This window comes from Nocardia sp. X0981 (assembly GCF_977089955.1).
In genome coordinates this window covers 153,893-180,225 of sequence record NZ_OZ372435.1, presented here as the reverse complement: position 1 = coordinate 180,225, position 26,333 = coordinate 153,893, and the positions used below count along the sequence as shown (strand labels likewise).

General features: G+C 67.3%; 25 protein-coding genes and 1 pseudogene. 11 read left to right on the top strand and 15 right to left on the bottom strand.

From position 1 onward, the window contains the following. Positions 1–38: 38 nt before the first annotated feature. The 6 genes from bluB to ACYR7D_RS00815 form a co-directional block, all read right to left on the bottom strand. On the bottom strand, positions 39–671 hold the full coding sequence (gene bluB, locus ACYR7D_RS00840) for a 5,6-dimethylbenzimidazole synthase (RefSeq protein WP_459549952.1): 633 nt from the start codon (positions 669–671) through the stop codon (positions 39–41). 286 nt (positions 672–957) lie between these two features. Beyond that, on the bottom strand, positions 958–2,214 hold the full coding sequence (locus ACYR7D_RS00835; protein ID WP_459547722.1) for a fatty acid desaturase family protein: 1,257 nt from the start codon (positions 2,212–2,214) through the stop codon (positions 958–960). 223 nt (positions 2,215–2,437) lie between these two features. Continuing rightward, positions 2,438–3,811 carry a fatty acid desaturase family protein gene (locus ACYR7D_RS00830; RefSeq protein WP_459547721.1) on the bottom strand — a complete coding sequence of 458 codons (1,374 nt, stop codon included), beginning with the start codon at positions 3,809–3,811 and terminating at the stop codon, positions 2,438–2,440. A 152-nt stretch (positions 3,812–3,963) separates the two neighbouring features. Beyond that, positions 3,964–5,118 carry a ferredoxin reductase gene (locus tag ACYR7D_RS00825; RefSeq protein WP_459547720.1) on the bottom strand — a complete coding sequence of 385 codons (1,155 nt, stop codon included), beginning with the start codon at positions 5,116–5,118 and terminating at the stop codon, positions 3,964–3,966. 215 nt (positions 5,119–5,333) lie between these two features. Beyond that, on the bottom strand, positions 5,334–5,837 hold the full coding sequence (locus ACYR7D_RS00820) for a DUF6912 family protein (protein WP_459549951.1): 504 nt from the start codon (positions 5,835–5,837) through the stop codon (positions 5,334–5,336). A 10-nt stretch (positions 5,838–5,847) separates the two neighbouring features. Next, positions 5,848–7,254 carry a WS/DGAT/MGAT family O-acyltransferase gene (locus ACYR7D_RS00815; RefSeq protein ID WP_459547719.1) on the bottom strand — a complete coding sequence of 469 codons (1,407 nt, stop codon included), beginning with the start codon at positions 7,252–7,254 and terminating at the stop codon, positions 5,848–5,850. 296 nt (positions 7,255–7,550) lie between these two features. Between ACYR7D_RS00815 and secA the strand changes: the two genes are divergently transcribed. After that, on the top strand, positions 7,551–10,406 hold the full coding sequence (gene secA / locus ACYR7D_RS00810) for a preprotein translocase subunit SecA (protein ID WP_459547718.1): 2,856 nt from the start codon (positions 7,551–7,553) through the stop codon (positions 10,404–10,406). Between the two features lie 84 nt (positions 10,407–10,490). Here secA and ACYR7D_RS00805 read toward each other — a convergent pair whose 3' ends face one another. Further along, positions 10,491–10,880 (bottom strand): DUF732 domain-containing protein, encoded by a 390-nt coding sequence (locus ACYR7D_RS00805; protein ID WP_459547717.1) that lies wholly within the window; start codon positions 10,878–10,880, stop codon positions 10,491–10,493. Positions 10,881–11,392: 512 nt separating this feature from the next. Between ACYR7D_RS00805 and ACYR7D_RS00800 the strand changes: the two genes are divergently transcribed. The 5 genes from ACYR7D_RS00800 (at position 11,393) to ACYR7D_RS00780 (ending at position 16,394) form a co-directional block, all read left to right on the top strand. Next, positions 11,393–11,836, top strand: a complete 444-nt coding sequence (locus ACYR7D_RS00800) for a DUF302 domain-containing protein (protein WP_459547716.1) — start codon at positions 11,393–11,395, stop codon at positions 11,834–11,836. 409 nt (positions 11,837–12,245) lie between these two features. Next, positions 12,246–13,343, top strand: a complete 1,098-nt coding sequence (locus ACYR7D_RS00795) for an ABC transporter substrate-binding protein (RefSeq protein ID WP_459547715.1) — start codon at positions 12,246–12,248, stop codon at positions 13,341–13,343. Next, positions 13,340–14,170 carry an ABC transporter ATP-binding protein gene (locus ACYR7D_RS00790; protein ID WP_459547714.1) on the top strand — a complete coding sequence of 277 codons (831 nt, stop codon included), beginning with the start codon at positions 13,340–13,342 and terminating at the stop codon, positions 14,168–14,170. The genes ACYR7D_RS00795 and ACYR7D_RS00790 overlap by 4 nt, the downstream gene beginning before the upstream one ends. Beyond that, positions 14,163–15,047 (top strand): ABC transporter permease, encoded by an 885-nt coding sequence (locus ACYR7D_RS00785; protein ID WP_459547713.1) that lies wholly within the window; start codon positions 14,163–14,165, stop codon positions 15,045–15,047. The genes ACYR7D_RS00790 and ACYR7D_RS00785 overlap by 8 nt, the downstream gene beginning before the upstream one ends. Before the next feature lie 9 nt (positions 15,048–15,056). Then, entirely contained in the window at positions 15,057–16,394 is a 1,338-nt protein-coding gene (locus ACYR7D_RS00780; protein WP_459547712.1) for an LLM class flavin-dependent oxidoreductase, read from the top strand. Between the two features lie 63 nt (positions 16,395–16,457). Here the strand turns inward: ACYR7D_RS00780 and ACYR7D_RS00775 are convergent, their stop codons facing one another. Both ACYR7D_RS00775 and ACYR7D_RS00770 read right to left on the bottom strand, forming a co-directional pair. After that, a complete protein-coding gene (locus ACYR7D_RS00775) occupies positions 16,458–16,850 on the bottom strand; it encodes a GntR family transcriptional regulator (protein ID WP_459547711.1) in 393 nt (130 codons plus the stop codon). A gap of 4 nt (positions 16,851–16,854) precedes the next feature. After that, on the bottom strand, positions 16,855–17,829 hold the full coding sequence (locus tag ACYR7D_RS00770; RefSeq protein ID WP_459547710.1) for an SdpI family protein: 975 nt from the start codon (positions 17,827–17,829) through the stop codon (positions 16,855–16,857). Positions 17,830–17,937: 108 nt separating this feature from the next. On the opposite strand from ACYR7D_RS00770, the pseudogene ACYR7D_RS00765 reads away from it, so the two are divergent. Beyond that, a pseudogene (locus ACYR7D_RS00765) lies at positions 17,938–18,280 on the top strand (TfoX/Sxy family protein). Positions 18,281–18,312: 32 nt separating this feature from the next. Here the strand turns inward: ACYR7D_RS00765 and rsgA are convergent. The 3 genes from rsgA to ACYR7D_RS00750 all read right to left on the bottom strand — a co-directional run bounded on the left by rsgA (position 18,313) and on the right by ACYR7D_RS00750 (position 22,209). Next, entirely contained in the window at positions 18,313–19,314 is a 1,002-nt protein-coding gene (rsgA, locus tag ACYR7D_RS00760; RefSeq protein ID WP_459549950.1) for a ribosome small subunit-dependent GTPase A, read from the bottom strand. Further along, complete coding sequence (aroA, locus tag ACYR7D_RS00755; RefSeq protein WP_459549949.1) at positions 19,311–20,621, bottom strand: 3-phosphoshikimate 1-carboxyvinyltransferase; 1,311 nt, start codon at positions 20,619–20,621, stop codon at positions 19,311–19,313. Before aroA ends, rsgA begins: the two co-directional genes overlap by 4 nt. Before the next feature lie 82 nt (positions 20,622–20,703). Beyond that, positions 20,704–22,209 (bottom strand): aldehyde dehydrogenase family protein, encoded by a 1,506-nt coding sequence (locus ACYR7D_RS00750; RefSeq protein ID WP_459547709.1) that lies wholly within the window; start codon positions 22,207–22,209, stop codon positions 20,704–20,706. A gap of 182 nt (positions 22,210–22,391) precedes the next feature. Between ACYR7D_RS00750 and ACYR7D_RS00745 the strand changes: the two genes are divergently transcribed. Further along, positions 22,392–23,231, top strand: coding sequence for an SOS response-associated peptidase (locus ACYR7D_RS00745; RefSeq protein ID WP_459547708.1), 840 nt, complete (start codon positions 22,392–22,394; stop codon positions 23,229–23,231). Between the two features lie 39 nt (positions 23,232–23,270). On the opposite strand, the gene ACYR7D_RS00740 is transcribed toward ACYR7D_RS00745, so the two are convergent. Together ACYR7D_RS00740 and ybaK are read right to left on the bottom strand one after the other, a co-directional pair. Further along, entirely contained in the window at positions 23,271–23,612 is a 342-nt protein-coding gene (locus ACYR7D_RS00740) for a hypothetical protein (protein ID WP_459547707.1), read from the bottom strand. Between the two features lie 133 nt (positions 23,613–23,745). Beyond that, positions 23,746–24,237, bottom strand: coding sequence for a Cys-tRNA(Pro) deacylase (gene ybaK, locus ACYR7D_RS00735; RefSeq protein WP_459547706.1), 492 nt, complete (start codon positions 24,235–24,237; stop codon positions 23,746–23,748). A gap of 294 nt (positions 24,238–24,531) precedes the next feature. Here ybaK and ACYR7D_RS00730 point away from each other — a divergent pair, with 294 nt between their 5' ends. Together ACYR7D_RS00730 and rsrA are read left to right on the top strand one after the other, a co-directional pair. Beyond that, on the top strand, positions 24,532–25,194 hold the full coding sequence (locus ACYR7D_RS00730; RefSeq protein ID WP_459549948.1) for a sigma-70 family RNA polymerase sigma factor: 663 nt from the start codon (positions 24,532–24,534) through the stop codon (positions 25,192–25,194). A gap of 20 nt (positions 25,195–25,214) precedes the next feature. Further along, positions 25,215–25,490: a mycothiol system anti-sigma-R factor gene (rsrA, locus tag ACYR7D_RS00725; protein ID WP_459549947.1), complete on the top strand. Its 276-nt coding sequence runs from the start codon at positions 25,215–25,217 to the stop codon at positions 25,488–25,490. A gap of 115 nt (positions 25,491–25,605) precedes the next feature. Here the strand turns inward: rsrA and ACYR7D_RS00720 are convergent, their stop codons facing one another. Then, a complete protein-coding gene (locus ACYR7D_RS00720; RefSeq protein WP_022597109.1) occupies positions 25,606–25,680 on the bottom strand; it encodes a 50S ribosomal protein bL37 in 75 nt (24 codons plus the stop codon). A 147-nt stretch (positions 25,681–25,827) separates the two neighbouring features. On the opposite strand from ACYR7D_RS00720, the gene ACYR7D_RS00715 reads away from it, so the two are divergent. Continuing rightward, the gene (locus ACYR7D_RS00715) at positions 25,828–26,043 is read left to right on the top strand and encodes a biotin/lipoyl-binding carrier protein (protein ID WP_459547705.1); all 216 of its coding nucleotides are present in this window, start codon (positions 25,828–25,830) and stop codon (positions 26,041–26,043) included. Positions 26,044–26,333 lie beyond the last annotated feature (290 nt).

Sequence of the window (26,333 nt, the reverse complement as noted above, 5' to 3'; positions counted from 1 at the left end):
CTGGAGCCGGCCGGCCCGTCACGGGCCGGCCGGTGTTCTCATTCGCCTCGTTTCACCCCGTAGTTCTCGTAGTGCACGGCCTCCTCGAGCGGCCGCCGGTCCCGCCAGCCGAAGCGCTCCAGATCGGGGACGCGCTGGAAACCGCCGACCGGACCGATACAGAGCCAGGCCACCGGACGCACTCCGGCCGGCAGGCCGATCAGTTCGGCGAGGAACGGCGCATCGTAGAACGACACCCACCCCACTCCCACTCCTTCGGCTGTGGCCGCCAGCCACAGGTTCTGGATGGCGAGAACCGTGGAGTAGACGCCGGTTTCGGGCACGGTCGCGCGGCCGAGAATATGCGGCCCACCCCGGGAGTCGTCGTGCACGACCACGATCCCGGTACCGCTCTCCTCGATGCCCTCGATCTTGATCGGTTCGAAGGTCCGGGCCCGTTCCGGCGGCAGCGATCGCCCGAACTCCCGCCGTTTCTCCGCCACATGTGCGGCGAACGCGCGGAGGGTCGCCCGGCTACGCACCAGTACGAAATCCCACGGCTGCGAGTTGCCGACACTCGGCGCGCAATGGGCGGCCGCCAGTATCCGCCGCAGTGTGGGTTCGTCGATCAACTCACCGGTGAACTCGGCCCGGACATCACGACGGGTCCGGATCGCCTCGTACACACTCATCTCCGCAGCAGTCACACGGGCCATTATCGAGCCGCTTCCGGCGGCGCGGAGGAAGGATGGACCGGATGGTGCGGGGAAGGGGAGCCGATTCGCGGAGGAGGGCATGCGCCCGGCCGGTTGTGGAGATGCCGTTCCGCTGCGTGCCGTGGTCGTAGGGCCGGGTACCCGTGGCATGAGCGCACAGGTGAGCGGGGCCGGGATGCGGACCACCGGTTGGTTCGGAGGGACCTACCGGACAGGGCCGCACCCCGGCCTGTTCGTAGAGGAACTCGCGTGGCGGGGTGGGTCAGCTCGCCAGGGCGACGGCGCGGCGGCGTATCCGCTTCCGGCCTTCGGCGATGGCGGTGCGCAGGCCGCGCCGTTTTCCGGTCACGGGGTCGATCGTGGGGACCGCCTGCCCGTTGAATTTGCGCTCCGACGCGGTTTCGGGGGCGTCGTCGGCGGTGTGCCGGAGGTATTTGTTCGGCAGCGAGAGTTTCAGGATGGTGCGCCAGGCCTTGAAGTACTGGACCGGCAGTGACCCCGTGGTGTACGGCAGATCGTATTTATCGCACAGTTCACGTACGCGAACGGCGATCTCGGCATACCGGTTGCTCGGCAGATCCGGGAAGAGGTGGTGTTCGATCTGGTGACTGAGATTGCCGGTCATGAAATGCATGATCTTGCCGCCGGAGATATTGGCGCTGCCCAACATCTGCCGCAGATACCACTGGGCCCGGGTCTCGTTGTCGATATCGGCCTTGGTGAATTTCTCGGCCCCGTCGGGGAAGTGGCCACAGAAGATGACCGCGTTGGACCAGACATTGCGGACCACGTTGGCCGCGAGATTGGCGGTGAGCGTATGGAAGAAGAGAGGGCCCGTCAGCAACGGGAAGACCACATAGTCCTTCAGCGCCTGCTTCTTGATCTTGGCCAGCACCTCGTCGACCTTGCGGTCGAATTCGGCGCGCTCGGGAGTCCCCGGCTTCACTTTTCCGGCCGCGATCTTGCCCAGTTCCAGGTGCTGGATCGCGACCCCGTACTCGAAGAGCGATTGCAACACCAGGTTGTAGACCGGGTTACCGATATTGAACGGTTTCCAGCGCTGGTCGCGCGTCACCCGCAGCAGGCCGTAGCCGATATCGTCGTCCATTCCCAGGACGTTGGTGTACTTGTGGTGCAGATAGTTGTGGGTGTGCTTCCAATGCTTGGACGGGCCCGCGTTATCCCATTCCCAGTGCGTGGAGTGGATCTCCGGATCGTTCATCCAGTCCCACTGGCCGTGCATCACATTGTGCCCGATCTCCATGTTCTCGATGATCTTGGCGGTGCCCAGCAGGGCCACCCCGGCGAACCAGGCCGGGGGGAGGAAACCGGCGTAGAGGACGGCGCGCCCACTTATTTCCAGTGCGCGCTGCAGGCGGATGACATTGCGGATGTAGCGGGCGTCTTTTTCGCCCCGGGTCGATTCGATGTCCCGACGAATCGCATCGAACTCTGCCCCGAGCGCTTCCACATCCGCCTCGGTGAGGTGTGCGTATTCCTTGACATCCGAGATAGCCATGGCGGCTACACTACCGTAAGTTACGGGACCGTAGGTTTGGGGATATGGGTAGAAAATGTGGCGTGCATCCTATTGCGCGTCCCAAAGTCGAGTGATAGCTCGACCGGGCCCCGTGGAACTCCGGGTGTGTTGGGTCACCGAGGGGATCGAAGGCACATTACACCGATTACGGCAATTGGTCGCGCCGACCGGAAGCGGATTTTTCCGCGCCCGGCCCACCACCTCACCGGCTCTGCGTGACCTGTGCTTTGTTCAGGGCCCGGCGGGCCCGCCGGAGCAGAGCCTTCTCCTGCCGGGCGCGGGCCCGCACCGAGCGCTGCGCGGCGCGCAATATTTCCTTTTCCTGCTGGGCCTTGGCATGCAACGCGGCTTTCGCCTCGTGCAGTGCCCACCGCAGACCCCGGCGCCGGCCGGTCGCGGGGTCGATACTCCACGGCAGCTGTTCGGCGGCCGAATGCGAGGTGATCCCGGCGAATTTACGTTCGGAGGAGGTTTCCGGGGCGTCATCGGCGGTGCGCCGCAGGAATCGATCCGGGAGGGCGAGTTTGTGGATGGTGCGAAAGGCGAGCAGATACTGCTTGGCCAGCGAACCGGTGGTGTACGGCAGATCGTATTTCTCGCAGAGTTCGCGTACCGCGATCGCCACCTCGGGGTAGCGATTGCTCGGCAGGTCCGGGAACAAATGGTGCTCGATCTGGTAGCTCAGGTTGCCGCTCATGAAGCCCATAACGGGTCCGGCGGAGAAATTCGCGCTGCCCAGCATCTGCCGCAGATACCATTCGCCGGGCGTTTCGCCGGCGAGCTGTTCCTCGGTGAACTTCTCCGCGCCGTCGGGGAAATGGCCGCAGAAGATCACCGCGTAGGCCCAGAGGTTGCGGATCAGGTTGGCGGTGGCGTTCGCCTTCAGGGTGGAGGCGAACGCCGGTCCGGTGATGGCCGGGTAGATCACGAAATCCTTGGCCAGCTGCCGGAGGACCTTGCGGCCGAAGAGTTTGTTCGGCTCGGAATCGAGCTGGAACCGCGGCACTCCGGAGAGCTGTTTCTCGATCTTCCAGTCGTGTAGCGCGATACCCCATTCGAAACCGGCGGCGAGCACGATATTGGCGATCGGCTGGACCAGGTGAAGCGGACGCCACGGTTCGTCCCGGGTCATCCGCAGGATGCCGAAACCGAGGTCCTCGTCCTTGCCCAGCACATTCGTGTAGGTGTGGTGGGAATAGTTGTGCGCCCGCCGCCACTGGGCGGAAGGGCCGGTCATATCCCATTCCCAGCTGCTGGAGTGGATCTCGGGGTCGTTCATCCAGTCCCATTGGCCGTGGCTGATGTTGTGCCCGAGCTCCATGTTCTCGATGATCTTGGCGACCGACAGCATCGCCGTACCGGCCAGCCAGGCCCAGCGATTGCGACTACCGAAGAGAACGGCGCGAGCGGCCAGCTCCAGGCCACGCTGCGCGGCGATGGTGCGCCGGATGTAGCGGGCATCGCGTTCGCCGAGGGATTGTTCGACCGAGCGGCGGATACCGTCCAGCTCCTGACCCAGCGACTCGACATCCGTGTCCGTGAGGTGGGCAAAGGCTCTGATGTCGGTGATGGCCACCGGCGTCCCTTCTGTAGGCGCTGTAGGCGAGAACGAGAGCGGGAAGGATCGAAAACGAGAACGAATTCCCGTAGCCGTCCCGGACCCGGGCAGAACCTACGGTCGATCCCGAGAGTACCCGGATCCGCCGGTTACCGCGGCCCCCGGGCGGCTCACACCTCCAGCGTGCAATCGCCCGCGGCGGCGGAAACGCACGTCTGCACTTTCTCGCCCTCGAATCGCTCGGTCCCGTTGCGCAGATCGCGGGCATGGCCCGAACTCACCGTGACCACACAGGTCTGGCAGATACCCATCCGGCAGCCGAACGGCAGCTGGACCCCGGCGGCTTCCCCGGCTTCCAGCAGGGTGGTGGCTCCGTCGACGGTGATCGTGCGTCCGGTTTTCCCGAAGGTGACGGTGCCGCCCTCGGTGGTCGCCGACCGCTCCACCTCGAAGCGTTCGACGTGCAGTTTCGCTTCCACGCCGGCCGCGCGCCAGTGCTTCTCGATCTCGTCGAGCATCCCCAGCGGCCCACATGCCCACGTCTGGCGTTCCCGCCAGTCCGGGTAGAGCTCGTCGAGCTGCTCCGGCGTGAACTTGCCCTTCTCGCCCGTGAGATGGATATGCGAGACGAAGCCGGGGCGGCGCGCGTGCAGATCGGCGAGCTCGGCGCCGAACATCACGTCCTCGGCCGAGCGGGCCGAATGGACGTGCACCACATCGGGCACCGTGTCGCGGCGGTCCATGGCACGCAGCATGGACATGACCGGCGTGATCCCGGATCCGGCGGTGAGGAACAGTACCTTCGCCGGGGGCGGCGAGGGCAGCACGAAAGCGCCCTGCGGTGCGGCCAGCCGGACGATGGTTCCGGGCGTGACCCCGTTGACCAGATGGCTGGACAGGAAACCCTCCGGCATGGCCTTCACCGCGATGGCGATGGTCTTCTTGCCGTAGCGGGGGTCCTCCCAGTCCGGCGGGCTGGTGAGCGAATAGGAGCGCCAGTGCCACCGGCCGTCCACCAGAATGCCGATACCGATGTACTGCCCGGGTTCGTACCGGAAATCGAAGCCCCAGCCGGGTTTGATCACCAGGGTCGCCGAATCGGCGGTCTCCTTGCGGACGTCCACGACCCGGCCGCGCAGTTCCCGCGCCGACCACAGCGGGTTGGCCAGGTGTAGGTAGTCGTCGGGGAGCAGCGGAGTGGTGACCCGGGCCACCGCTCCCCGCAGCAGATTCAGTTTGCCGCCGCGATCGGCGACATCGGCCGCCGGTGCCTCGAGCCACTCCTTGACACCGCGCACCGTCATCCCCTTCGGTTTCCTGCCCATTTGCGCTGCTGATCTCCTGTATTCCCCGCGCCCTGGGCGCGTCGTCGCGACAAGGTTACGGCATCGTAGGTTCAGTTGGGGGCCGAGGTGAGCGGCAGTCGGTAGCGCCGTCCGGGTTCACAGCGCAGCCGTGGCCCGGCGGGTGTTCGTCACAAGGCGCGGTACCCGGCCGAGGCCGCGCGAACCGCCCGGTCCGGCGCGACGACCGGCCCGATTCAGAGCAGTTCGACGAGAAACGGCAGCTCCTGGGTCGCGTACCAGGCCAGCTGATGATCCTCGGCATCGCCGAGGACGAATTCGGCGTCCTCGTCGCCCAGGTCGGCGGCATCGATGATGTCCACCGCCTTGGCCACCGCGGGCTCGGCTTCGGCCAGGTCCAGGTGGACCGAGGCCACCCGCTTGTACTGGATGGGGCCGTCCAGTTTCACCACCGCATCGTCCAGATCCGGGCGCAGGGTCGCTCCCGTGACATCCACCGCGATCACGGCCCGGCGATACATCGGCGTGGACGAGCCGTGAACCTCCTCGGCCAGCAGGCGTAGCGCCGCACGTGCCGCCTCGGCCATCGCGACTTCCGCCAGCTCCTCGTCGTCACCGGAGGCGTAGGCCTCGCGCAGCGCCGGGGTGAGCGCGAAGGCCGTACCGCCCACCGCGTACAGCTCCCGTTTCTCCACCAGTTCCCGCAGCATCGGCACGGTCGCCGGCACGTACACGCGCATGGTCTTGCGGTCAGAGGCAGGCACCGAGTATCTCCTCCATCGATTCGGGCACCGACGCGGCCAATACCCCGATATCCGCCATCGCCTCGCGATCGGCGTTGAGTCCGTAGCAGACCCGCCCGTCGTAGGACGTGATCCCGATACTCGTCGCCTGGTTGCGCAGCAAGGGCGAAACCGGGTACATCTCCAGCATCCGCGCGCCGCCGACGTACATGGGCGTCTGCGGGCCCGGCGCGTTGGTGATCACCACATTGAACGTATGGTCTGCGAACGTACTCGCCGCCCGTACGCTCATCGCGTGCAGGCTGGCGGGAGCGAACCCCGGCAGGTGTACCAGGGTCCGTGCCCGGACGCCGTAGCGGTGTCGCTCGTCCGCCGCGGTCGCGTGCGCGATATGCGACAGCCGCATCACCGGGCTCGGTTCCCCTACCGGCAGGTCGATCAGGAACGGCGTGATCTCGTTGGGTAACGTCCGCCCGCCCCCGGTATCCCCGCCGTACTCCGACATGGGCACCACCGCGCGCAGCACGCTCGATTCGGTCAGCCCCTTGTTCCTGGACAGCAGCCAGTTGCGCAGGGCCCCGGTCACCACCGCCAGCACCACATCGTTGATGGTGCAGCCGGCCCGCTGATGCACCCGCCGGTAGTCGTCGAGGTCGGTTACCGCCACCGCGAACCGCCGTTGCCGGGAGGTGCGCGTGTTGAGGGGACTGTCGGGAGCTCCGCCGGTGGCCGACCGGACCGCCGTCGCCACCGCGTCCAGGGTCCGCCCGGCCGCACCGACCACCCCGGCCGCGCCCGCGCCGGCCTCGCGCAGCACCTCCACCGCCGAACCCGGCTGGGCCACCAGATGCGCGAGCGCGCCCAGCAGCAGATCGGTATCGCTGGGTTCGCGGCCCGGCTGCCAGAGGTCGTCGGCGATATCGCGCGGGGATTCGGCCCCGTCCACGATGACATGCCCGATCTCCAGGGCCGCGTTCCCGTCCACCAGCGCGGCGTGGGATTTGGTGTAGATCGCGCACCGTCCGCCGGCGAGCCCTTCGATCAGGTACATCTCCCACAGCGGCCGGCTGGGGTCCAGCGGCCGGGAAGCCAGGCGCGCGACGAGTTCGTGCAACTGGTCGTCACGGCCCGGTGCCGGGAGCGCCGAGCGGCGCAGATGATAGGTGATGTCGAAGCGACTGTCCTCGACCCAGACCGGGCGGCCGAGGGAGAGCGGGATCTCGCGGACCTTGCGGCGGTACCGCGGTACCAACGGCAGGCGTGATTCCACCAGGTCGACCAGGCCCTCGTAGTCGAGGATCCGTTCGCCGCCGGTGGTGTTGTCCAGTACGGCCAGCGAACCGATATGCGCCGGATGCGTGGTCGATTCCAGGCGGAAGAAGTCCGCGTCCCGCGTAGTCAGCTTCGCAATCACACTGTTGCCTGCCCCTTCGGAGTCCGGAACCCGGACTCCATTGTGACCAGGCCACAGCCGTTCTCGCACCATTGTGTGCCATATTCCGACAGGGAATTCGCGGTCTCGCGTGACGACCGGGCTATGGGGTATCTCCCGGCCCGCCATTGTGACGAAGACACAGTGGCCGGGTCCGCGACGGCGCCTACCATGGGAGCCGCATTACCATGAAGCAAGCTGCGGCCACGCGCCCATCGCCGGGACCGCGCGGCCGTGAACATCGGAGCCGATACCGACCCAGAGGACTGACGAGACCCGTGCCTGCGCTGACACTGACGAGGTTGCTACGTTTTGGTGAGGGTCGCATGGTCAAGCGCCTCTCCCATCTGGCCGACGAGGTGATCAGGCTCGAGGGCGACTACGAGCACCTCACCGATGCCGAACTGCGGTCCAGGACCGATGAGTTCCGGGAACGCTACGCCGACGGGGAAACCCTCGACGACCTGCTGCTCGAGGCGTTCGCGGTGGCTCGGGAAGCATCGTGGCGGGTCCTGCAGCAGAAGCACTACAAGGTGCAGATCATGGGCGGCGCCGCCCTGCATCTGGGCAATATCGCGGAAATGAAGACCGGTGAGGGTAAAACCCTGACCTCGGTGCTGCCCGCTTACCTGAACGCGATCAGCGGTGACGGCGTGCATATCGTCACCACCAACGACTACCTGGCCAAACGCGACTCCGAATGGATGGGCCGGGTGCACCGCTTCCTCGGTCTGGAGGTGGGGGCGATCCTGGCCGGGATGACGCCCGCGCAGCGGCGTGCCGCGTACGGCGCCGATATCACCTACGGCACCAACAACGAATTCGGCTTCGACTATCTGCGCGACAATATGACCCATTCGCTGGACGATCTGGTCCAGCGTGGCCACAATTTCGCCGTGGTGGACGAGGTCGACTCGATTCTCATCGACGAAGCCCGTACCCCGCTCATCATCTCCGGTCCCGCCGACGCCTCCAGCAAGTGGTATGCGGAATTCGCCCGAATCGCGCCGTTGCTGAAAAAGGACCTGCACTACGAGGTCGATATCAAGAAGCGCACCATCGGCGTCCACGAGGCGGGCGTGGAATTCGTCGAGGACCAGCTCGGTATCGACAATCTCTACGAGGCCGCCAACTCGCCGCTGGTGAGCTATCTGAACAACGCCGTCAAGGCCAAGGAGCTCTACACCCGGGACAAGGACTACATCGTCCGTGACGGCGAGGTGATCATCGTCGACGAGTTCACCGGTCGTATCCTGGTCGGCCGCCGGTACAACGAGGGTATGCACCAGGCGATCGAGGCCAAGGAAGGGGTCGAGATCCAGCCGGAGAACCAGACCCTGGCCACCATCACGCTGCAGAACTACTTCCGTCTCTACGACAAGTTGTCCGGGATGACCGGTACCGCCGAGACCGAGGCGGCCGAGCTGCACCAGATCTACAATCTGGGCGTCATCCCGATCCCGACGAACAAACCACCGATCCGCATCGACTCGGCCGACCTCATCTACAAGACCGAGGAAGCCAAGTTCAACGCGGTGGTCGACGATGTGGTGGAGCGGCACGAGGCGGGACAGCCGGTGCTGATCGGTACCACCAGCGTGGACCGCTCGGAATATCTGTCCAAGCAGCTCACCAAGCGGGGCGTCCCGCACAATGTGCTCAACGCGAAGTTCCACGAGAAGGAAGCGCAGATCATCGCGGAGGCGGGCCGGCCCGGTGCGGTGACCGTCGCGACCAATATGGCCGGCCGCGGTACCGATATCGTGCTCGGCGGTAACCCCGACATCATCACCGACACCCTGCTGCGCCAGCAGGGTCTGGACCCGGTCGAGACCCCCGAGGAATACCAGGCCAACTGGTTCCACGCGCTGGAGAAGGTGAAGAAGCAGGTCGCCGCGGACGCCGAGGCGGTGCGTGAGGCCGGCGGTCTGTACGTGCTGGGCACCGAACGGCACGATTCCCGCCGTATCGACAACCAGCTGCGTGGCCGTTCCGGCCGCCAGGGCGATCCGGGGGAGTCCCGGTTCTATCTCTCCCTCGGTGACGAGCTGATGCGGCGGTTCAACGGGGCCGCGCTGGAGTCGATCATGACCCGGCTGAACCTGCCCGACGATGTGCCGATCGAGGCGAAGATGGTCTCCAAGGCCATCAAGAGCGCGCAGACCCAGGTCGAGCAGCAGAACTTCGAGATCCGCAAGAACGTACTCAAGTACGACGAGGTGATGAACCAGCAGCGCACCGTCATCTACCGCGAGCGCAACCGGATCCTGCGCGGCGAGGATATGGAGGGCCAGGTCCAGAGCATGATCACCGATGTGATCACCGCGTACGTGAACGGCGCCACCGCCGAGGGCTACGTGGAGGACTGGGATCTGGACAAGCTGTGGGGTGCGCTGAAGACCCTCTATCCGGTGAGCCTGGACCCGCGGGACGTCGCCGGTGAGACCGAGATCGGTGAGGCCGGTGAGCTCACCCGCGAGGATCTGCTGGAGACGCTGCTCGAGGATGCCCACGCCGCCTACGCGCAGCGGGAGGCCGAGATCGACGGTCTGGCCGGGGAGGGCAGTATGCGCACGCTGGAGCGTCAGGTGCTGCTCTCGGTATTGGATCGCAAATGGCGTGAGCATCTCTACGAGATGGACTACCTGAAGGAAGGTATCGGCCTGCGCGCCATGGCCCAGCGCGATCCGCTGGTGGAATACCAGCGCGAGGGTTTCGATATGTTCGCCAATATGCTGGAGGGGCTGAAGGAGGATGCCGTCGGCATCCTGTTCAACGTCCAGGTGGAGGTCCAGCAGCCGCAGCCCGTGGGTACCCAGGTCGATCCGGGCCTGCGCTCGCCGGTCGGCGCGCTCGCCGGCGCGCAGCCGCTGCCGGAGAGCCAGTACCCCACCGAGAAGCTCCCCATCCTCAACGGTGCGCCGCCGGCGCTGCGGGCTCGCGGTATCGATCACTCGGGCCCGCGGGGCCTGAGCTACTCGGGCCCGGACGAGGGCGGTCGCGCCGCGGTGCACAGCGAGGCGCAGGAATACGGCGACCGGGGCCTGCCGCAGGGTACTCGCCGGGAACGCCGTGAGGCGGCCCGGGCGCAGACGAAGCAGGGTAAGGGGCCCAAGACCCGTCGTAAGCACTGACCACGGAACCGGCGGCGCCTCTCCGGCTCGGAGAGGCGCCGCCGGCGTTCCGGGCGGTTCCGGATCGTGTGGATCCGTGGCCGGTCAGCGTACGGGGGCGTGCCACGGGCAGTACGATTCGATCGCCGCTTTCAGGAACAGGTAGGGGTATTCGACGAACGGCCGTGCTTCCTCCGCGAGGTAGGTGCGGTTCGTCGAGGAGTTACCGGCCTTGTCGAGAAATACGCACTGTGCGTGCGCGAGTGCGATGGCGGCATCCTGGACCGGCCGGGTTTCGTCGTCGAATGCGCTGGCCCGGAGGAACTCCCGGTCGTGGAAGGGCAGCTGCGCGACGGAATCGTCCTTGCCGGAGGGGGTCGGCACGCCCGGCGAACCGGGGCGGCCGGTGCTGGAATGGGGTTGTGCGAAGGCGCCGGAGGCGCTGCCGAAGACGAGCGCGGTCGCCACCGCGCCGATGGCCAGAATTTTGAACATCGTTCCTTCTGTGTCCGATGAAGTGCGGGATGGAATGGCCGAACGCACCGGGTGGAACACGATGTCCGAGCCGGACGGTCGCGCGGACGTCTCGGCACCGTCTCGGACGGATAACATCGGTGCGCGCCGGATATTAGCGTAGGCCGCCCCGATCGGTTGCCGAAAGACCGACAATTCTCGAACATGCCACCAATTCCGCTGGCAGATACCGATATACGGCTGGTAACCCGATGATTCCTGCGGGCAGGGTGGTCGGCCGGGAGTTGCCGGGCGGCCGGGCCGGCCCGCCCACCCGGCGGGGCAGTGCCATGGGTGCGCCGATGGGCCCGGCGCACCGGTGGCGTCTCGGCGATCGCATCGTCGGCGCTGTCCGGCTCGCGGGAGGTGCGGCCGACTACGCTGGTGGGGGCGGCCTGCTGCCCTGCGGCGCACTCGACCGGCCACGTGCGCACGGCGCGGCCGGATCTCTCGTTCCGCGCTGTCGCGTGTGTGCACCCGCTCGAGTGACCACAATGATCGAACCCATCGACAAGGAGGTCTGTCTCGTCATGAGCAACACCACCGGTCCGGGATTGTCCACCACACTCACCGCCGATTTCGAGGACGCCGTCGAACGGACTCGGCAGGCGCTGGCCGCGCAGGGTTTCGGTGTGCTCACCGAAATCGATATGCGAGCGACATTGAAAGCCAAACTCGGCCACGAGATGGAGGACTACCGGATCCTCGGTGCCTGCAACCCTCCGCTGGCCCACCGCGCGGTAGACGTGGATCGGCAGATCGGACTGCTACTACCCTGCAATGTCGTCGTCCGCCGGGCACGCGATTCCGAAGATATCGTCGTCGAAGCCATGAACCCGCAAGTAATGGTGCAGGTCACCGACGACCCCCGCCTGGAACCCATCGCCGCCGAGGCCGCGACCAAACTCCGGACCGCCATCGACTCGCTGAGCCGGTGAACGCGGCGGCACGATCAGCAATGCCGCCGGACGTTTCCGCAACCGAGCCCGGTCGGCGAACGTGAAGAACATGTACCGGAGCATTCCGGGGCGGCCGGCGGTCGTGAAGCCGTCGTAGCCGCTCCCGGGAGCGGCCGGCGACGTGGCATACCGCAGCGCGCGGAATACGGTCACCAGCGCGGCCGGCGGTAAGAAGAGCCCGGGATCCGATCGCCGGCGGTGAAACCGGAATCGGCGACCGGTCGCGATGCGGGGTACGCCGAGCCCGTGGCATCGACTCCGGCCGATATCGCTGGGTGCCGCCGCCGTGCGGCAGGTTTCGATTCGTCTCGAGGTAAACGGTTCGAATTCACTGTCCGAGGCGACACCATAACCGGGCAGCATCCCCACAGCACAAGGGACAGAACCCATGTCACCATGCCCGGACCTCCACCACAGCCGTCGACGGCCGCGCGCCGTCGCCTGCGTCGCGGCGCTCGTCGCCCTCGTGATGCTGCTGTGTGCCTGCGGGGCGAACGGCAGGGTGGCCGAGACCGCGGACGGGAGGGCCGTTCTGCGCTACCAGGGCTGGTCCGGCGATGTGGGCTTCCACGAACTCGCCGCCGATCTCGGCTATTTCGAGAAAATCCAGCTGGAGTGGGTGGGCGATACCACCAGCGGGCCGCAGGACATCCAGTCCGCCGCCACCGGGCAGGTCGAGTTCGGTTCCGCGTTCAACGGCGCGGTGGTCAAACTCAACGCGGCGGGTGCCCCCATCACCTCGGTGCTGAGTTCGTACGGCGCGGACGCGGGCGACTACACCGGCTACTACGTCCTCGAGGACAGCCCGATTCGCTCGGCACGTGACCTCATCGGCAAGAAGGTCGGGATGAACACCCTCGGTGCGCATCACGAATTCCTCACCCGGGAATGGCTCGCCCAGCAGGGGCTCACTCCGGAGGAGATCGAGACCGTGCAGTTGACCGTTGTCCCGCCGGTGAACACCGAACAGGCCTTACGCGAGGGCCGGATCGATGTCGCCACTCTCAACAGTATCCAGCGTGAAGTGGCGCTCGAACGCGGCGGTATCCGCGCGCTGTTCACCGATCGGGACCTGTTCGGTGCGTTCAGCTACGGCACCTATGTGATGCGGGACGATTTCATCGCCGCCAACCCCGAGGCGGTCCGGGATTTCGTCCAGGGGACGGCGCGCGCCATCCGTTGGACGCAGACCCGGCCGCGTGCGGAGGTGGTCGCCCGCTTCCTCGACATCATCCACGCACGCGGCCGCACCGAGAGCGATCGGGCGATCGAGTACTGGCGCAGCACGGGTATCCCGGTGCCCGGTGCCGTGATCGCCGAACGCGAGATACAGACGTGGATCGACTGGTTGGTGCGTAACGGCGAACTCGAAGAAGGTGCGCTGGCGGCCCGCGACCTCTACACGAACGAGTACAACCCGTACGCCAACGGCACCTATCCCGCCGAGAGCGGCCCCGACGGACAAGCATTGGCTGGTGAGAAATGAGCGGCACACCCAAACTCCGCCTGGCAGGGGTGACCAAGAAATTCCCCGTCCGGGGGCAGAAGAGCGAACTCGTCGCCATCGAGGACATCACTCTCGACCTGGCCGCCGGAGAATTCCTGGCGCTCGTCGGCCCCAGTGGTTGCGGTAAATCCACGCTGCTCGATCTGCTCGGGGGTCTCGGCTCGCCCACCTCCGGCCGGATCCTGCTGGACGGCGAACCGATCACCGGGCCGGGTCTCGACCGCGGGATCGTCTTCCAGCAGTACGCACTGCTGCCGTGGCGCACCGCCCGCCGCAATATCGAGTTCGGGCTCGAGGCCAAGGGTGTGTCCCGGGCCGAACGCCGGGAACGGGCCGAGCACTATCTCGAGCTCGTCGGTCTGACCGGGTTCGCCGACCGCTATCCGCACGAACTCTCCGGCGGGATGAAGCAGCGGGTCGCGATCGCGCGCAGCCTCGCCTACGACCCGGAGGTACTGCTGATGGACGAGCCGTTCGCCGCGCTCGACGCGCAGACGCGGGAATCGCTACAGGACGAGCTGCTGCGCATCTGGGAGCGCACCGGCAAGACGATCCTGTTCATCACCCACGGTATCGATGAGGCGATCTACCTGGGACAGCGCGTCGCCGTACTCACCTCCCGGCCCGGCCGGGTCAAAACGGTGGTGGATATCGATATCGACCGCACCGCCGAGGACATCCGGTCCGGGGAGAGTTTCCGCGCTCTCCGGCACCGGATCTGGTCCCTGCTGCACGACGAGGTCGAACGTGCCCGTTCGCTCGAACTCGCCGATGTCTCGACGACCGAAGAGGTTCAGCATGTCTAGCGCTCTCGCCACCGGCACCCTCGACAGCGTACCGCGCACCACCGAGCCCCCACCCGCGTCGACCGCCCGCCCGGCGGCCGCGGGAGCCGGCGCGGTCCGGCGTTCGGGACGGCGGCTGGCCGGGCTCGCCTGGCGGATCGTGAAACCGTCGGTCGCCATTCTGCTGTTCCTCGCGCTCTGGGAGATCGCTCCCCGTGCCGGGCTCGTGGACAAGGTCTTCCTGCCTCCGTTCACGACAGTGGCCGAGACCTTTTTCACGCTGGTCGGCAACGGTCAGCTGTGGGAGCACGTCTCGACCAGTCTGTCCCGGGCGCTCACCGGTTTCGTCGTCGCGGTCGCGTTCGCGGTACCGCTGGGTGTGGCCATCGCCTGGTACCGCCCGGTCGCCGACTTCCTGAACCCGGTACTCGAACTGTTCCGCAACACCGCCGCGCTGGCTCTGCTGCCGGTGTTCATCCTGATCCTGGGGATCGGTGAGACGTCGAAGGTCGCTCTGGTGATCTACGCGTGCGCGTTCCCGATCCTGCTGAACACCATCTCCGGGGTGCGGACGGTGGACCCGCTGCTGATCAAGTCCGCGCGTTCGCTGGGCTTCTCGCAGATCGCCATCGTGTCCAAGGTGGTGCTGCCGGCGGCGGTGCCGACCATCTTCACCGGTCTGCGGATGGCCGCGGCCTCCTCGATTCTGGTGCTCATCGCGGCGGAGATGGTCGGCGCCAAGGCCGGGCTCGGCTATCTGATCACCGCCGCTCAGCTCAACTTCCAGATTCCCGATATGTATGCGGGCATCATCGCCATCGCGCTGGTGGGGCTGGTCTTCAACGCACTGCTCGTATTCACCGAACGCCGGCTCTCGCGCTGGCGGGTCGCTCTCTAGATAGGCATCATGTCTCCGCAAATCCATCTCAACGCGTTCCTGATGGGCGTCGGCCACCACGAGGCGGCCTGGCGGCATCCCCGTACCGATGCCCGTAACGTGCTGCGCGTCCAACATTTCCAGGAACTCGCGCGGATCGCCGAACGCGGCAAACTCGATTCGGTGTTCTTCGCCGACGGTCTCGCGGTGGGCCCGCGGATCGAGCACAATACGCAGGCGGTTTTCGAGCCGATCACCCTGCTGTCGGCTATGGCGGTGGTCACCGAGCGGATCGGCCTCATCGCCACGGCCTCCACCGGATACAACGAGCCCTACACCCTGGCCCGCGCATTCGCCTCGCTCGACCAGATCAGCGGTGGCCGGGCGGGGTGGAATATCGTCACCTCCGGCGGTGTGGACGAGGCGGCCAATTTCGGTTACGACGAGGTTCCCGATCACGCCGGCCGATATCGCCGAGCCGCGGAGTTCGTCGAGGTGGCGACCGCGCTTTGGGATTCATGGGAGGACGATGCCGTTGTCCTCGACGCGGAAGCCGGTATCTTCGCCGACCCGGCCAAGGTGCATACCGTCGGTCACCGGGGTGAACGGTTCACGGTCCGCGGCCCGCTCAATGTGCCTCGTTCCGCGCAGGGGCGGCCGCTGCTCGTACAGGCCGGTTCCTCGGCCGACGGTAAGGATTTCGCGGGTCATTACGCCGAGGCGATCTTCACCGCGCAGCGGTCCGTACCGGACGGGCAGGCGTTCTATCGTGAGGTGAAATCGCGGGCCGCCGCGTACGGACGCAGTCCGCACGAGGTACTGATCCTGCCCGGGATCGTGCCGTTCATCGCCGAGACCGAGCAGGCCGCGAAACAGCTGGAACAGGAGTTCACCGAGCTGATCTCGCTGGCGTACTCGCTACGGCAGCTCTCCACCATGCTCGGGATCGATCTCACCGAGCATGCGCTGGACGCGCCCCTGCCCCCGTTGCCTCCGATCGAGCAGATCCAGGGCAACAAGAGTCGCTATCAGCTGGTGAAGGATCTGGCCGAGCGGCAGTCGCTCACCGTGCGCCGGTTGATCGCCGAACTCGGTGGCGGTCGCGGGCATCGCACCATCGCGGGGACACCCGAGCAGATCGCCGACGATCTGCAGGCCTGGTTCGAAGCGGGCGCCGCCGACGGGTTCAATGTGATGCCCCCGTATCTCCCGGGCGGGCTCAGCGATTTCGTCGACCAGGTCGTCCCCATCCTGCAGTCACGCGGGCTGTTCCGTACCGACTACACCGAAACCACATTGCGGGGACACTACGGGCTCGGCCGCCACCTGAGCCGGTACGCCCGGGAGGCCGCCGAGGTGAGCGCGTAGCGGACGGCTCCCACCGGCTCCGATCCGCGTGCCGAACCGGAGGGTGACCGTGTCCGCCGCGGGTCACCGTGCCGTGTCCGCCGGTGCGGGGGTTTCGGGTCGGTGAGCGGCGACCGTGCGGACGAGGGCCAGCAGTTCGTCCTCGTCGAGATCGATACGCCGGGCGGCGGCGACGAGTCGGCGGGCCAGGTCGATGACCTCGGCCCGGCCGTCGGGGGCGTCGGCGCGAACCGTGGCGCCCCGGCCGCGGCGCAGTTCGATCAGGCCCTCGTCGCGCAACCGCTGATACCCCGCGAGCACGGTGTGGATGCTGACGTCGAGCGAAGCGGCGAGTTCGCGGGCTCCGGGCAGGCGCCGGCCCGCGGGTGCGCTGCCGTCGGCGATGGCCCGGCGTACACAGGCGGCGATCTGATCGGCCAGCGGTTCGGGCCGCGCCGCATCGACTCGGATCAGCACGGACTCAGGCTGCTCGCTCGGCAATGCCGGCGAGAACGCTCGCCCCGGTTTCGGCGTCGCCCACCGCGACCGCGAACCGCCGGCCCGAGCGGCGGGTCACCACGATTCCGGGGCCGCCGCGTAACAGCACAGCCGTGGCTCCCGGGATCACCCGGATCCCGTAGCCGCCGTAGTGGATGGGGGAGATGTTCTCGGCAAAGACCTCGGTGATGTCCTCGGGACGCAGCCGCCACATCGGCCGGCCGAACGGCCCCGTCCCCACGGTGAGGCCCCGCTGGTCCACCACCACGCGGATCGAGGAGAGATGGGCCAGCAGCACTCCCGTGAGCGCCAGGAGCACTCCCATCAGGGGGTGGAGCACGAAACCGCTCCCCACACCCAGGAGCAGCGTGACCACCCCGGCCGACAACATCCACGGGGAGGAAACGCGCCGGGACCAGCTCACTCGTTCCGTAGGGCCGAGGGCGAGAGGCCGGGCCGACGACCGCGCCGCTTCGGCGACCGGGGTGTCCGGTGCGATGAGCCAACCCGCCGCCGCGAACAGTATTCCGATGGCGACGGCGGCCACGAACGCCGACACGGGCAGGGTCACCCGCGTGACATCCACGGCGTCGAGGTTGGCGATGGTAGCGCCGAGCGTGAGGGTGCCGAGGAAACCGCCCACTCCCCAGGCGGTGGCGACCAGGAACCGGATCTGATCGAAGGGGGAATCCGGTGTGCGGGGCGGTTTACCGCTCCGGACGCCCGCCACCAGGATGGCGGCGAACAGTACCGCCACGCCGATACCGAGTGCGGCGGAGACGACCATGATCGTGACCCGGCCGGTGAATCCGTCGGCACCGTAGGCCCCGAAGTGTGTGGCGAGGGGATCGGGCAGCCGGTCGGCGGCGGCTGCCAGCAGCACGATATTGGGGACGGCGGACAGCACGGGCGGTAATCCGGCGAGGAGAGCGAGCCGGATGGCGCTCGGATTCGTCATGGGCACCTCCATTATTATGTTTGGATCATAACAATGGATTCAATTATCGGACAATTACCGGTGTGGTACCGACAGCTACCTGTCGGGCCGGGCGCGCACACTGATTCCATGGCATACGACGAAGAGTTGGCCGATCGCGTACGGAACGTGCTGGGTAGCGGAGCGGATATCTCCGAGCGCGCGATGTTCGGCGGGCCGGCTTTCCTGTTCGGCGGGAACATGGGCCTCGCGGTCAGCGGACAGGGTGGGCTGATGATCCGGATGGCGCCCGCATCGGCCGCCGTACTGGTGGACGACATCTCGGTGCGGCCGATGGTGATGCGGGGCCGGGAACTCGACGGATGGCTCCGGATCACCGCCGGCGCGGTGGCAACCGACCCGGAGTTGGCGAGATGGGGTGGGCCGTGGCGCGGAATTCGCCCGGTCACTACCACCGAAGCGGAAACGGTGAGCCGGCCCGCGCGGCGCGCGGCGCTGCCCGGCTCACCAGGGATCGTTGGAGTTCAACGCGATCAGCAACCGGCGGATGGCGGCGACCCGGCGAGCTCTGTCCGGTAGCTCGTCGAGCGCGCATTCCGGGTCCGCGGGCGGTCCCAGATGCGTGCACCCCCGCGGACAGTCCTCGGTTGCCTCGGAGAGGTCGGTGAAAGCCGCGATGACATCGTCGGGAGTGATATGGGCCAGACCGAACGACCGTACCCCCGGCGTATCGATGACCCACCCACCCCCGGGCAGCGCCAGCGCGACCGACTGGGTGGAGGTGTGCTTCCCTTTTCCCACCCCGGACACCTCACCCACCGCCCGTTCGGCTTCGGGAACCAGCCGATTGACCAGGGTCGACTTCCCCACACCGGAATGACCCAGGAAACAGGTGAGCCGTCCGCCGAGCAGTTCCAGGGCCGTATCGAGCGGGTCGTCGATCCCGGCGTAGACGATGGTGAGGTCGAGATCGGCGAAATCCGCGGCGAATTCGGAATCCGCGGCCAGATCGTGCTTGGTCAGGCAGAGGACCGGTTCGAGCCCCCCGGCATAGGCGGCGACCATGGCGCGTTCCACGAACCCCGTACGCGGTGGCGGATCGGCCAGCGCCACCACGATGAACAGCTGTTCGGCATTGCCCACCACCACACGTTCGAACGGGTCGGTGTCGTCGGCGGTACGCCGCAGTACGGTGGTGCGCTCGGCCACCCGGACTATCCGCGCGAGGGTATCCGGGCGGCCGGAGAGATCCCCGACCACCTCGACCCGATCGCCGACCACGATCGGGGTGCGGCCCAGCTCCCGGGCGCGCATCGCCACCAGCGGGCGGGCCGGATCGCCGTCGAGTACACAACCCCAGCGTCCGCGGTCCACCGAGACCACCATCGCCGGTTGCGCGTCCCGATGCTGCGGGCGGGTCTTGGTACGCGGCCGCGAACTCCGCCCCGGACGTACCCGCACATCGGTCTCGTCGTAGGAGGCGGTGGAACGACCGCGCCGGCTCAGCGAGCCGCTCCCGGTTCGGCCTTCTCCGGGTGGAGCATCGATTCCCAGAGGTCGACGAAATCGGGCAGGGTCTTGGCGGTGGTGCCGATATCCTCGATCTCCACCCCCGGGACGGCCAGGCCCAGGATCGCCCCGGCCGTGGCCATCCGGTGGTCGGCGTAGGAGTGCCAGCGGCCGCCGCGCAGCGGGGCCGGGGTGATCTCCAACCCGTCCTCGGTTTCGGTCACCTGTCCACCGAGACGGTTGATCTCGGTGGACAGTGCGGCCAGGCGATCGGTTTCGTGGCCGCGCAGATGCGCGATACCGCGCAACCGGGAGCCGGAGTCCGCCAGCGCCGCGAGGGCGGCCACCGTGGGCGTCAGCTCGCCCACATCGTGCAGATCGATATCGATACCGGCCAGCCGATCCGGGCCGGTCACGGTGAGCGCGCCGTCGTAGAAACCCGCCTCCGCGCCCATGCGCACCAGGATCTCGCGAATGACATCGCCGGCCTGGGAGGTCAGCCGGGGCCAGTGCGGGATGCTCACTTTTCCGCCGGTGACCGCCGCGGCGGCCAGGAACGGCGTGGCATTGGACAGGTCCGGTTCCACGGTCCAGTCGACCGCGCGGATCGGCCCGGGAGCCACGGTCCAGGTCTGTTCGCCGCGACTGTCGGACGGCGCCTCGACCGCGACATCGGCCCGGCGCAGCATCTCGACCGTCATCTCGATATGCGGCATGGACGGCAGCGCGCTACCGGAATGCCGCACCACCACGCCCTCGTCGAAGCGTGCACCCGACAACAGCAGGCCGGAGACGAACTGGGACGAGCCCGAGGCATCGATAGTGATGACACCGCCGCGCAGCGACCCGGTGCCGTGCACGGTGAACGGCAGGGCATCGCCGGAGATATCGGCGCCGAGCCCGCGCAGGGCGTCGAGAATGGTGCGCAGGGGGCGGACCCGCGCGGCGATATCGCCGTCGAAGGCGCTGTCGCCCACGGCGAGGGTGGCCACGGGAGGAACGAACCGCATCACGGTACCGGCCAGCCCGCAGTCGACCCGGCCGCCACGCAGCGGACCGGGGGTGACGGTGAGGGTATCGGCGTCACCGATGATCTGGGTGCCGAGAGCGCGCAGGGCCGCGATCATCAGTGCGGTATCGCGGCTGCGCAGCGCCCCGGTGATGGTCGAGGGACCGTCGGCGAGCGCGGCGAGGACCAGCGCTCTGTTCGTGATCGATTTGGAGCCGGGCAGGGTGACTGTCGCCTGCACGGGGGCGTCGACATGGGGCGCTGGCCAGAAACTCACTCGACCATCTTCGCGCATCGGGGTGACATGCGCGTCGGTGGTGCTCGTAAGTGTGTCGCCGAGCACCACCGATCGCGTTCTCATACGGACCGGGAGGCGGTCACTTGTTCCGGCCGTGCAGCAGCGGCACCATCTTGCGCAGCATCTTCATGTTCGCCTGGGTGCGGCGGTAGCTCATCAGCGCCATTCCCGGAATCGCGAACCGCTGCACCGCGATCGAATGCGGCCGCACGAATTCGCGCAGACCGGGCTCACCGTGGATGCGGCCGATACCGGAGTCGGCGCTACCGCCGAAGGGCAGGCCGGGGATGGCGGCGAAGCCGAGCACCGAGTTGACCGAGGTCGCGCCGACCTTCAGCCGGCGGGCGATCTCGAGGCCCTGTTTCTTCGAGTACACCGCCGAGGCCAGGCCGAAGGTGGTGTTGTTGGCCAGCTCGATCGCCTCGTCGATATCGTTCACCGTGGTGACGGTGACGGTGGGGCCGAAGGTCTCCTCCTTGACGGCCGCGGAGTTCTCGTCGGCATCCACGAGGACGACCGGTTCGATGAAGGGGCCCTTGATCGATTCGGGTCCACCCAGCAGAGCCTTGCCACCGCTGGAGATGGCCGCCTCGATATGCTTTTTGACGATATCGATCTGGCTCGGCATGGTCATCGGGCCGTAGCTGGCGTCTTTGTCCGAACCGGGTTTGACGTCTTTGAGGATGCGGGTCAGTTCGGCGAGGAATTCCTCTTTGACCGACTTGTCCACGTAGACCCGCTCGACCCCGGCGCAGGTCTGGCCGCTGTTGGAGGTGGCGCCCCAGGCGACAGCGTCGGCCGCGGCCTTGACGTCGGCGTCCGCGGCCACGATGACCGGGTCCTTACCACCGCATTCCAGCAGGACGGGGGTGAGGGTGTCGGCGGCGGCGGCCATGATCTTGCGGCCGGTACGGGCCGATCCGGTGAACGCGACCTTGTCCACTCCGGCCTTCACCAGCGCGGCACCGGTGGCGCCGTAACCGTTGATCGCGATGAACACGCCCTCGGGCAGTTCCGGGTTGGCCTCGGAGAACGCCTCGGCGAGGAAATTGCCGATACCGGTGGAGAATTCCGACGGTTTGAACACCACGGTGTTGCCGGCGGCCAGCGCGTAGGCGATGGAACCGTTGGGGGTGTAGACAGGGTAGTTCCACGGGCCGATGACCCCGATGACACCGAGCGGGCGGTATTCGATACGTGCCGCGAAATTCGCCATCAGCGGGCCCGAGGGCACCTTCTGCGGGGACAGCAGCTTCTTGGCGTGTTTGGCCGACCAGGAGATGTGCTCGAGGGCCAGCATCAGCTCGAGGAAGGCGTCGTCGAGAGGTTTGCCGTTCTCGGCGTGGATGAGCTCGGTGAATTCGTCGGCTTTGGCGACCAGTTTGCTCGACCAGCGCAGGAGGGCCCGCTTACGGCCGTCGAAGCCCAGGTCTGCCCATACAGGTGCGGCGGCGCGGGCTTTGGTGACGGCGTCGGCGACCGCTTTCTCGTCGGCGATCGGGTAGGTGGCCAGCGTCGCGCCCGTAGCGGGATCGACCGAGGTGAGCACCGTTTCCTTCTCGGTGGCGTTTTCGGTGGTTGTCACAGGAGCTCCTCTGCGGAAGTAGGGCGGTAGCTGCGCGCGCGAACGGGCAGCCGTAACCGCCTCGTCCTCGTTGAGAGAATGCTAAGACATATTTCTCAACACGTCACCCACTCTTGGCTCCATTGTCGCCGAGCGGACCGGAATTGTCTGCATCTGTCGGTATCCGGTGCGAGTATCGGAATATGTGCGGACGATATGCCACGACCACGGACCCGGGGCGGCTCGCGGCGGAATTGGACGCGATCGACGAAACCGGTCTCGCCGCGGATCCGGGCGCGCCCCCCGCCGGGCATACGAGCACCGAACCGGCGGATCGCCGGCCGGGAGTGAACTACAACGTCGCCCCCACGACGCAGATCCTCACGGTGGTCGACCGGCATGCGCACGAGCGGCCCGGCGACACCCCGCGCCGCCGGATCCGGCGCATGCGCTGGGGGCTGATCCCCCACTGGACCAAGGCCGCCGAACCCGGCGTGCCGGTGAAGGGTAAACCCCTGTTCAATGCCCGGGCGGACAGGGCGGCGAACCTGCCCTCGTTCCGGGATGCCGTGAAATACCGGCGCTGTCTGGTGCCGATGGACGGCTGGTACGAATGGCTGGTCGAGCCCGCTGCGGCGGATTCGGGGAAAGGCCGTAGGCCCAAGGTGGCCAAACACCCGTATTTCATGTCGCGCGCCGACGGCTCACGGCTGTACATGGCCGGTCTGTGGTCGGTATGGCGAGACCGTTCCCTCGACGACCCCGAGCCACTGCTGTCGTGCACCATCCTCACCACCGACGCGATCGGCGATCTCACCCGTATCCACGACCGCATGCCCCTGCCCATGCCGGAGGAACACTGGGCGGCCTGGCTGGATCCCGACCATCCCGCCCCGGCGGAGCTGCTGGAATCCCCGAGCGAGGCATGGGTCGCGCAGATCGCGGCCCGGCCGGTTTCCCCGCTGGTGAACAGCGTGAAGAACAACGGTCCGGAACTGCTGGCACCCCCGGACAGGGCGGCCGAGCAGGCCACCCTGCTGTGAACCCCGGGCGGTGGGCCGCCCCGGGTGGGCGGCCACCGATCAGTCGCCGAGCGGACAGTCGATCTCCTCGGTGGCGATGCTCAGGCCGCATTTGAGGATGTCGGCACTGAGATCGATGACCTCTGTGACGATGCCGCCGCCGGCGCGTTCGGCGCGTTCGCCGTGCTCGGCCAGGCCGTTCTCCAGCGTGTGCTCGCTGTCCTGGCTTCTCCCCCCTCCATCGCCTCCATCGCCTTCATCGTCTTCTTCGCCGCTGAGCGGGTACTCGGCCGGCGGTGCGGCATGGACCGCCGGCGCCGTCAGCAGCGCTGGACCGGCGGTCAGCGCCACGGCCGCGGATACTGCGAAGAACACGGTGCGCAAGGGTTCGCGCGGGGACATATCGCATCACATCCTCGGATCGGTCGGTCGGACGTCTCCCCAGTAACGCATACGAAACGCCGCGACCTGGTGAATTCCCGTCCGGCACGCGGAGCGTCGCCCGGATCCGCTGCGGCCGCGGGCGGCGGTCCGCTCAGGCGGTGACCGCGGCGGTGACCGCGCCGCTCAGCCGGGCCAGATCAGCGGGGCCGAGTTCGATCTCGAGGCCGCGCCGCCCGGCGCTGCAGAGGATCCGGTCCCAGGCCGACGCCGAGGCATCCAGGACCGTCGGATGGCGTTTACGCTGCCCCAACGGCGAAATACCGCCCGATACGTAGCCGGTGCCCCGTTCGGCCTTCACCCGGTCGGCCATGGTGGCCTTCGGCACGCCCAGCGCCGCGGCCGCCGCTTTGAGCGACAGAGTCTCCGGCACCGGCAGCACCGCGACCGCCAGCCCGCCCGTGGACAGCTCCAGGACCAGCGTTTTGAAGATCTGCCGCGGCGCCACGCCGAGCCGCGCGGCGAGCACCTCCACCGCTTCGCCGCCATAGGAGTCGCTACGCGGGTCGTGGTCGTAGCTGTGCACGGTATGCGCGACCCCGGCCGTGACCAGTGCCCGGATCGCCGGTGTGGCGCCTGCTGCCATGGTCGTGACCCTACCGGCAGACCGCGGCCCCGGCCCGCCGGTGGCTTTCTCGTGGTCGGGGAACACTTCGTACCCCGGGTGAGTTGTATGCGGCAGATACAGCGCATCGGGCGGATTGCGGTCCCCGGATGCGGCCCGCGCGAGAGTGAAGGAGTGACGGTGCCAGTTCTTGTCGAACAACGCCCGGTCCACCACGATCCGGCTCCGGTGCGCACGCGGTTCTTCGAGGACTTCACACTGCCGGTAGATTTGGCTGGTAAGCCGATCGAAGGGACACGTGTGAGCGAGGACGACGTGGCGACCGCATCCGGCGCCGGTGAGCGGCCTACCGGGCAGCCGGAGACCGACGCCGAACTGGCCCGGCGGTTCGAGCGGGACGCGCTACCCATGCTGGACCAGCTGTACGGCGCCGCGCTGCGGATGACGCGTAACCCCGCCGACGCCGAGGACCTGGTGCAGGAGACCTACGTCAAGGCCTACGCCGGTTTCAAATCCTTCAAAGAAGGCACCAACCTCCGGGCCTGGCTCTACCGGATCCTCACCAACACCTATATCAACTCGTACCGGAAGAAACAGCGACAGCCCGCGCAGTACCCGACCGACGAGATCACCGATTGGCAGCTCGCCGCCACCGCGGAGCACAGTTCGACCGGGCTGCGCTCGGCCGAGGTCGAGGCCCTGGACGCCCTCCCGGACGACGACATCAAGGCCGCTCTCGTCGAGTTGCCCGAGGAATTCCGGATGGCCGTCTACTACGCCGACGTCGAAGGTTTCCCGTACAAGGAAATCGCCGACATCATGGGCACCCCCATCGGTACGGTGATGTCACGGCTGCATCGCGGCCGGAAACAGTTGAAGGGTCTGCTCGCCGACGTGGCGCGCGAACGAGGGTTCCACCGCACCGCGTCCCGAGACGCCGACACCGCCGCGGCGGAGCGCCAGGAGGTCAAGCAGTGAACACCGAGCGCGACCCCGATATGGAGCTCGACTGCACGGCGGTACTGGCCGATGTCTGGCTCATGCTCGACGGCGAATGCGACGACCGCACCCGGGAACGGCTCCAGCACCATATGGACAACTGCTCCCCGTGCATCGAGGCGTACGGCATCGAAGAGAAGGTCAAGAGCCTGCTCCACCGTAAATGCGGCGGCGACAAGGCTCCCGATTCGCTACGTGAACGGCTGGCGGCCGAGCTGCACCGGTCGGGCAGCTGTACCGCCGAGGACATCTCCGCCGACCCCGGACGAGCCTGAAGAACACCCCATCGGGGCGCTGATCCGGCCCCGGCCCCCGAACGCCGAGCGGCCTGCACTTCGATACGAAGTGCAGGCCGCTCGTGGTCTGGGGCCGAAGCCTCAGCCGGCCGGCTCAGGCGTTGGGCCGTTTGCCGTGATTGGCGGCGTTTCCTTTACGGCTGCGCTTCTTGCGGCCACGCTTACCCATCGGTAGCTCCCTCCTGGGGACATTTCCCGCGAATGCGGGGAGTGCATGTTGATCCCGGCCATTGTTCCACGTGTGATTGGCTGTACCGACGGCGGTACAGCGGGCCGGGTGCCTCGGTGCCGGAACGAACCTAGGGAACGGGGTGTCATGGCGGAAGAAGTACGGGCGGAAATGGTCTCCACGGTCCTCACCGTCGAGGTCGCGGTCGGGCAACAGGTCGAGACCGACCAGACGCTGGTGCTGCTCGAATCGATGAAAATGGAGATTCCGGTGCTCGCCGAGACCGGCGGCGAAGTCACGTCCATCGCCGTCACCCCCGGCCAGGTTCTGCAACAGGGCGACCTCATCGCCGTCATAGCTTGATTCATCGGCGCGGCTGTGTTCATTTGCCCCGCCTTCGGCGGGGTGGGTTCGGGGCCCCCTTGTGTCTCGGGTCTTCACTCCCGCCGGTCGGTCGCTGCGCTCCCTCCCTCTGGTCGCTCCAGACCCGAGACGGGCCCCGCACCAGGAACGTGGCCATTCGGTAAAGCGAAAACACAGGCTCGGCGCCCGGAGGGTGCGACAGGCCCGGGAAGGTATGCGAGGGGGGTGCGAGCTTGTTACCTGCGGTTTTCTTTCGGGAGGCCGAGTCTCGGGAACCGGTGGCCCGCATC